Source organism: Dysgonomonas termitidis (assembly GCF_042654545.1).
Lineage (GTDB): Bacteria > Bacteroidota > Bacteroidia > Bacteroidales > Dysgonomonadaceae > Dysgonomonas > Dysgonomonas termitidis.
In genome coordinates this window covers 319,665-327,629 of sequence record NZ_JBHSGN010000121.1, presented here as the reverse complement: position 1 = coordinate 327,629, position 7,965 = coordinate 319,665, and the positions used below count along the sequence as shown (strand labels likewise).

General features: G+C 40.4%; 4 protein-coding genes. 1 reads left to right on the top strand and 3 read right to left on the bottom strand.

Features of this window, described 5'->3' with window-relative positions:
* Nucleotides 1–181: 181 nt before the first annotated feature.
* Nucleotides 182–1,753 carry a sulfatase family protein gene (locus ACFO6W_RS20965; protein ID WP_380000097.1) on the top strand — a complete coding sequence of 524 codons (1,572 nt, stop codon included), beginning with the start codon at nt 182–184 and terminating at the stop codon, nt 1,751–1,753.
* A 74-nt stretch (nt 1,754–1,827) separates the two neighbouring features.
* On the opposite strand, the gene ACFO6W_RS20960 is transcribed toward ACFO6W_RS20965, so the two are convergent.
* From ACFO6W_RS20960 to ACFO6W_RS20950, 3 genes are read right to left on the bottom strand one after another with little or no spacing between them, the layout of a single operon-like run.
* The gene (locus ACFO6W_RS20960) at nt 1,828–2,589 is read right to left on the bottom strand and encodes a DUF3823 domain-containing protein (protein ID WP_380000095.1); all 762 of its coding nucleotides are present in this window, start codon (nt 2,587–2,589) and stop codon (nt 1,828–1,830) included.
* A gap of 19 nt (nt 2,590–2,608) precedes the next feature.
* Entirely contained in the window at nt 2,609–4,576 is a 1,968-nt protein-coding gene (locus tag ACFO6W_RS20955) for a RagB/SusD family nutrient uptake outer membrane protein (protein WP_380000092.1), read from the bottom strand.
* A 12-nt stretch (nt 4,577–4,588) separates the two neighbouring features.
* A complete protein-coding gene (locus tag ACFO6W_RS20950) occupies nt 4,589–7,759 on the bottom strand; it encodes a SusC/RagA family TonB-linked outer membrane protein (RefSeq protein ID WP_380000090.1) in 3,171 nt (1,056 codons plus the stop codon).
* Nucleotides 7,760–7,965 lie beyond the last annotated feature (206 nt).

Sequence of the window (7,965 nt, the reverse complement as noted above, 5' to 3'; positions counted from 1 at the left end):
TTAATATCAAATGATTATATAAAAAAATAGTCGGAAGATATTTCTTCCGACCACTCCTGTCTTCTCAGAAGGCTTTCTTTATTATAGTTTCTCCGGCTTTCCTTGATATATTAAATAAATAATTAATACATTTGTATATGTACATACATATAGTATTTACTAAAAAATAATTTAATATATCATGAAAAATTCACCTTTATATGCATTACTTGGTATCTCTGCGTGCATATGCAACGAAGTCATTGCCCAAGGTACAAAAAAACCGATGAATATTCTGTTTATCATGACCGACGATCATGCTTTCCAGGCATTAAGCGCATACGGCCACCCTATTTCGAAGCTTGCTCCTACTCCCAATCTGGATCGGATAGCACAAAACGGGATGCTCTTTAATAATGCATTTGTAGAAAACTCAATTTCTACTCCCAGCAGAGCAACCTTATTGACAGGGATGTATAGCCACCAACATGGGCAAACACACCTCGGCTACGGATTAAAGCCTGACAAAAAATTCTTTGTGGAGTATCTGCAGGATGCAGGCTATCAGACAGCATTATTCGGCAAATGGCACCTCAGTGCTCAGCCCAAAGGATTTGATACATATAAGATATTCGACGATCAGGGTGAATATTATAATCCAAGATTCAGAACACCACAGTCGGATGGCAAATATATACGTGAAGAGGGTTATGCAACCGATCTAGTAACTGATGATGCCTTAAACTGGCTTATATTCCGCGACAAAAGCAAACCGTTCTGTGTATTGGTTCACCACAAAGCTCCTCACCGAAACTGGATGCCCGACCTGCAATACCTCGATTTGTATGAAGACATTGAATTTCCCGAACCGGCTACTTTATTCGATGATTATAGTACCAGAGGCGAACAGATGAAAACACACGAACTATCTGTTGCCAGCCATCTCGGATATGCCTTCGACCTGAAGGTATCCCAACTTCAAAACGAACCTACACTGGATTATATCAAATCGAGTTTCGATATGGCTATAAGTACATTAACACCTGAGCAACTCAGAGTATGGAATGAATCATATGATAAGAAGAATAAGGATTTTCTGGCTAACAGGCCGCAGGGTAAAGAACTAGTCCGGTGGAAATACCAACGATATATCAAAGACTATTGCCGCACCATAAAAAGTGTGGATGTTCAGGTTGGCAGGTTACTCGACTATCTGGAAAATAACAACCTTATGGAAAACACTATTATTGTATATACTTCCGATCAGGGTTTCTATCTGGGGGAGCATGGACTCTATGATAAGCGCTTCATGTATGAGGAAGCTTTCAGGACACCGCTTATTATCGCTTTACCGGGAGCAAAAAAAGGGGCAGAATGTACAGAACTTGTTCAAAATATAGATTATGCGCCAACCCTTCTGGATGCCGCCGGAGTTAATAAACCCGATGATATGGCCGGAGAATCACTGATACCATTATTGACCGGAACTTCTGATAAATGGAGAGATAATCTCTATTATCAATTCTATGATTATCCCGCTGTGGGAATGACACGCAAGCATTACGGAATACGGGACAAAAGGTATAAACTTATACATTGGTACGGCAAAGGAGAACTAAAGGACAAGGATATCGACAGTTGGGAACTATATGATCTGAAAAAAGATCCGACAGAAATCATCAACATTTATAACGATAAAAAATATACAAAAGTAAAAGAACGGCTTCACATACTTCTCGAACAGAAAAGAAGAGAACTGAAAGTCACAGAATAGTATCATGGTGAATGTAAAAAGAAAGCAGCAAGACTGGGTCTTGCTGCTTTCTTTTAATAGTTTATTAATTCGTATTAACGGGCAGGTATGGAAACTTCTTTTACCTCTGTATAATTATAGCGGTTTGTTGCATCAAACGTAACGGAAGTGCGTACCCCGAATCTGATAAAATATTTTCGTGCATAGTCCGGGAAAGACTTTGATGCCGACGAAGTATTTATTGTAAAAGTAGTTCCGTTAGGTCCTAAAATTTCAGATGCTCCCACCCCCATTTTGGCGGGATCGCATTTAACCGAATAATTAGGACTATAGCTGAAATCTCCCACATAGTCGGTCTCGCTAATAAACAGCCATCCTTCAACCAAAGGTTTCTGATATGTCGCGTTATTAGATCCGTATGTAACTTTTACCTTGACGGTTACAGTTCTGTCCGCATTTACAACCGGTTCGCCATCCCATTCTATACGAAGGATAGGTTCCACCTCATACGTTTTTTCCACTGTACCGCTAATGGTCATTTTTTCTTCAGGTAGCGGGACGAATGCACCGGATGGTGTAATCCCATATTCACCTTTGAATACCTTGGTATTATTGAATGTACCATCCATTTTACAGTTAAAGTCATACGGTTGCGGTGTATCGCTCCAGCTATACTCCATCATCCTGATGCGCACACCGGTATTCCCAATAGCTGTCTGGAAAGGCTTATTTGTTCCTTTTTCGACAAACTTACCTCTGAATGTCTCTTTAGGCTCGGGATAATTGTCATCAGCGCACGATGCCATTCCCAAGAACATCAATAGAGACAAAGCAATATATATTATAGTATTTCTCATATCATCAATATTTTTGTTATTAATAACCTGGATTTTGCTTACAGTTCGGATTTTTAGTTATCTCACCTGTAGGTATTTGCTGATAATAATTCTTAGTATCAAAATTAAAAATATAGTTATTTCCGGCTTTTGATTCCATGAATCTTGAATCCAGAAAATATTTTTCAGCATCGGTGGAATAAAAGGCATATAAAACTCTGTAGCGCCTGTTGGTTTGTTCATCATATATGACTCTCCAACGTTTCAAATCCCAATAAGTTTTATGTTCGAAAGCAAGCTCTTTTCGTCTTTCTGTCCGTACAACATTAATATCACTTAACGTAGCGGAGCTTGCCAGCAAAGTCGCACCTGCACGTCTTCTTATAAGATTGATACAACGAAATGCTTCTTCGCGATAGCTCTCTCCTGTGGACGCTGTACTTACACCTGCGAGAAATAGCTCGTTAGCAGCTTCTGCCCTGTTAAGCAATACTTCCGCATAGCGGATTTCAATCCAACTCTGGCTCGACTTATTGCCATTATTATCTGTTTGGTTCGGATTCAAATATTTGCGAAGATAGAAACCACTGATATTTCCAAAATCCCATCCCGATACAATACCGCTTTCTCCTGCTCTCTTCATCTTACTCACACCATCTTTCAGCAAGATAGCATTAGCAGCCTGATTATTGAAAGAGAAATCGCTGGAAAGCTTCAGATTACTTGATTCTCCATATACTACGTTATAATCGGTGACACTTCCCTCGGGCATAAGCCGGCCAATACCTGTTCCTACAGTCCCTGTCCAGATTCCGCGACGTAAATCTATCATCTTACCCATGAACTGATCCATAGGGAGTATTACTGTTCCTCTCAGACGGGGTTCACAATTTGCGAAAGCGTCAAGCGGTGAATTATACAGTACATACTTACCGTTGGCATCCAGATTTTTCAATTTTCCATTAGTATCCTTATCTATACCGTCAAACATTTCAACAAAGTCTAAAGTCGGGCAAATTTCCGAATTATTACCTCCCGAAGATGTCTGCATCGGTTGTGTCGAGTCATCGAAACCATGCACCGATTCCGGATTTTTATAATACCTCACAAATATATTCTCCTTCGTATCTTTAAGGAATATATTAGTAAAATTAGTTGCTTGCGCAGTCTTATTTCCATCAACCCATTCTGCTTCATACAGGCCATAGGCCGTTGTTTCATCAAGTATTTTACTGGCTTCGTAAGCAGCTTTGAAATAATCATTTGCACGGGCAGACGGTATCCCGCATATTCTGACGCCATTATATACTTCACTGATAGTATTATACTTGGCTATAGATCCTGCATGAAGCATTGTGCGTGATTTGAATGCAGCGGCTACATATCTGTTTGCACGTCCTTTCTGATTCGTTTTAGGCAAATTATTTATTGCATAATCCAGATCAGACGCAATAAGATCCCATATGGCCTCTTCCGAATCGCGGAAAAGCTTAGTACCCTCAACATCGACACTCGCCGGATAATCGATTACATGATCCACCTTAGGCACACCTCCATAACGCTTAACAAGTGAATAGTATAGGAATGCTCTTATAAAGTAAGCCTCAGCCAGATAAGTATTATAGTTGGCCTGGGTATGTGCCGAAGCGTATTTGGGCAGAGTCTCTATAAATAAGTTCGCATCACGGATTGCCGAATAAGCATTATCCCAATAGCTTGCATGTTCGCCTTCTGCCCCTTTAGTATCACGTCCCAGAGCTTCACCGGTCAGGCACGATTGTTGCTTATATTTTGTATCAGTATTATTGAACAGGCCGCTTTTTTCATAATTGTACCGGAAATCTTCCATAGGAAGCGTGCTATACATCCGGGCAATATAACTCATCGTACCCTCTGTAGTACCGAATATATCCGGGTCCCCGATTATATTCTTAGGCGGGATATCCAAATCTGTACATGCCATGAAAAGGCCCAGACAAAGTAATAAAATATATTTTATTTGTTTCATAATATTAAATGTTTAGAATTTTACATTCATACCTACTGTTACAGTTTTGTTGAGCGGGTAACTATATCCATAATCACCTAATCCTCCCTTACTCTCGTCAGGATTTGTAAAAAATTCAGGATCGATATACTTTAATTTTGTAAATGTCAGTAGATTATATGAACTAACATACACCCTTACATTCTGTATATTCAAAGTTGAAAGCCATTTCTTCGGAAGTGTATATCCTAATTCGATATTCTTTAGCCTTAAATATGCCCCATTTTGAATATTAAATTCAGAATTATAATTAGGGCTTGTACCTGTATAGGCATAATATCCGCTTATCCATTCTGTAGCAGGATCGTAAGGACTTGCTGCCGGGTCTGACGGACGCCAGCGATCCAAAAACTGAGTAAGAGCATTTGTGTCTGCCCACAAAGGTTGATATAAGAACTGTCTTGGAGCGACATAACGTTTACCTCCGCCTTGCCAAAGCATAGTAAGATCTATTCCTTTCCAGGATGCAGATATAGTGATTCCGTAATAGATAAGCGGTGTCATACCGTTCATCGCAAGCGGATATACATCCAGGTCATTTATTTGTCCGTCGCCATTCCAGTCCTGATATTGATAATCTCCCATAGTTGTACCACGGCCGATGTAAACAGGGTTATGATATATCTGATCCCAGCTGGTGATACGTCCGTCTCCTCCATATCCCCACCATATATTATTGTAGCGGTCGTTGTTATTTTGGCGCCAGTTCAGATATGAGTTGCCTCGCTTCGATTGTTCGTAATAAATTGTTTTCACACGGGTAAATGACATATTACCTTTCACCTGATACTCAAAATCACCTATTCTGTTGCGGTGGCTGAGTTCCAATTCAAAGCCTCTCGTAAGGTCACTGTTAAGATTTTCCTGCGGTTGAGCAGCACCGACTATCCCCGGAATCGATTGTGCCCGGGTTGCTAATAAACCTGTACGTTTTCTCTGAAAATACTCGGCAGTTAGTCCAAAAAGACCGTTCCACGCATCCATGTCCAGACCGACATTCAGCATATCGGATTTATACCAGGTAATGGCTGTATTCGCCAATCCCTTATTGTTGGAACTATTAACAAATGATCCATCGAAAACATAACCGGAAGGTAAACCTGCACTATTGCCGCCCGAAGATGGATAGTAATATCCGGTCAGGAAATTATAGTCATTTGTTGAAGCATCATCAAGCATTCTACCGTAAGATCCGCGTAATTTCAGATTATCAATGAATTTAAGCGGCGATTTCTTAAAGAACCCCTCTTCCGATATACGCCAAGCTGCCATAACCGCCGGAGTTGTTGCCCAACGGGAATTATCCGGAAATCTTGATGAAGATTCATGTCTTAACGTAAATTCGGCCAGATATTTCCCGGCAAAGTCATACTTAACACGGCCTACATAGGCATTATACGCGTAATCGTAAAGAGATGAAGCGGCTGTAGACTGATTGATCTGCATTTTGTCTGTTATACCGGTAAATAGTTGATCCAACGGCAATAGAAGCTGCCTGTTTCCATAAAAATTATCTCCTTCTCTATGTGTATTTTCATAGAGTGCCATTGCCGATACATTATGCTTGCCAAATTGCCTGTCAAAACCGAGCTGAACATTCCACAGGGTACCATCTTTACCATAAAAATAACGGGCTACCCTGTTAGGCGCATCACTCTGAGCATTCCATGTCTTGGCCGCGCCGCCCGAGTCGTAAAGTTTATAAGCTTTCATGAATTCTTTATTGTCATTCAATGTATAATCGTAGCTATACATACCTTTCACATACAAGCCTTTAACGAACGGCATATCATATCTTAGCGAAGCATTTGACTGGAACCATTTACTTTTGTATGAATTAGCACCTGTCATATCCTTGTTCATCATAGTTACCGGATTTTGCAGACCGCCATTGGTCGGTTGCCAGTATTGACCTTCCTCTTCATTGTAGTATACTTTATCCATCGGTTGCATAAGCCACATGCCACGTATTATATCACTGGAACCATATACTGACGATTGCCGCTCATCGAGTAATCCGGCCAGATTGAGGTCGAACCGGAGATTTTTTGTAATCTGAGAAGAAATATTACTACGAATAGTATATTTTTCATAATTAATAGCATTTGTCTTCAAGAAACTCTCCTGAGTCTGATATCCAATGCTTGCATAATAGTTCAAAGCTTCTGTTCCACCCGTAGCACTTAATGTATGCATAGTCTGAGGCGCACTGCTGCGAAGAACCTCTTTTTTCCAATCGGTGCTCTGCATTGTGCCATTGCGGTAAGCATCGATCTGCTCATCTGTATAAGGACGGTTGGGACCGTCTACATTGTGCATTGTGCGCTCGTTGAATAAGGTCATCCAGTCTACGGCATTTGCCAGATCCGGAAAGTTTGTAGGCATCTGCCAGGACATATTTCCTGAATAACTAAGGTTGACCTTCCCTTTTTCACCTCTTTTGGTTGTAACCAAAATCACGCCATTGGCCGAGTTGACACCGTAGATAGCGGCCGAAGCATCTTTAAGTACGGAAATACTCTCGATATCCTCTGCATCCAAACGCGCCATATTACCGCGCGGTACTCCATCGATAACTATCAGCGGGGTTCCCAGGCCCCTTATATCCATTGAGCCACTGAACTGGCCTGGTTCCGATGAATTCTGAACCACACGCAAGCCCGCGACTTTACCGGTAAGCATATTCTGCACACTTTCATTTTTGGTAGTGATAATCTCTTCATTTTTAATGGCAGAAACCGCACCTGTCAATGTAGCTTTCTTTTGTACGCCATATCCTACTACCACTACTTCGTCCATAATCCTGCTGTCTGCTACCAACACAATATTAAGGGAAGCGAGGGAGGTTTGATTCCCCACTTTTATTTCCTGCGTTACATATCCGATAGAAGATATTACCAATGTAGAATTTGGATTTACCTTTATCGAAAAACTCCCGTCTACATCAGTCGCTATACCATTGGTAGTACCTTTCTCTACCACGCTTGCTCCTATAATGGCCTCATTCGTCGCATCTTTTACAACACCTGAAACCTCTGTTTTGCTTTGCTGCGAATAAAGATTTGCAGAGGCCAGCAATAATGTGGCACACATACAAATTTTAAGCAGGCTAAATAGATTTAAGAAGTTAACTTTAAATTTCATACTTCATAGTTTTTAATGTGTTTGATAAATCAATAATAAGTAACAGATAGAATTTGATGATATAGTTTCGAATCATAATTTATCCTTGTTTTTTTTACTTACTCAAATAATAAACAGGTCTATGACCTTAATTTAAATTTCATTTTCACTTAAGCATTGCTAAGTCGCAGCATCAAACGAATCTTTCATTTTCATGGATTGTTTTT

What these genes read in the sequence shown, in the direction of transcription:
- ACFO6W_RS20955 (WP_380000092.1), bottom strand. Translation starts at nt 4,576, where the DNA reads ATGAAACAAATAAAATATATTTTATTACTTTGTCTGGGCCTTTTCATG.
- ACFO6W_RS20965 (WP_380000097.1), top strand. Translation starts at nt 182, where the DNA reads ATGAAAAATTCACCTTTATATGCATTACTTGGTATCTCTGCGTGCATA.
- ACFO6W_RS20960 (WP_380000095.1), bottom strand. Translation starts at nt 2,589, where the DNA reads ATGAGAAATACTATAATATATATTGCTTTGTCTCTATTGATGTTCTTG.
- ACFO6W_RS20950 (WP_380000090.1), bottom strand. Translation starts at nt 7,759, where the DNA reads ATGAAATTTAAAGTTAACTTCTTAAATCTATTTAGCCTGCTTAAAATT.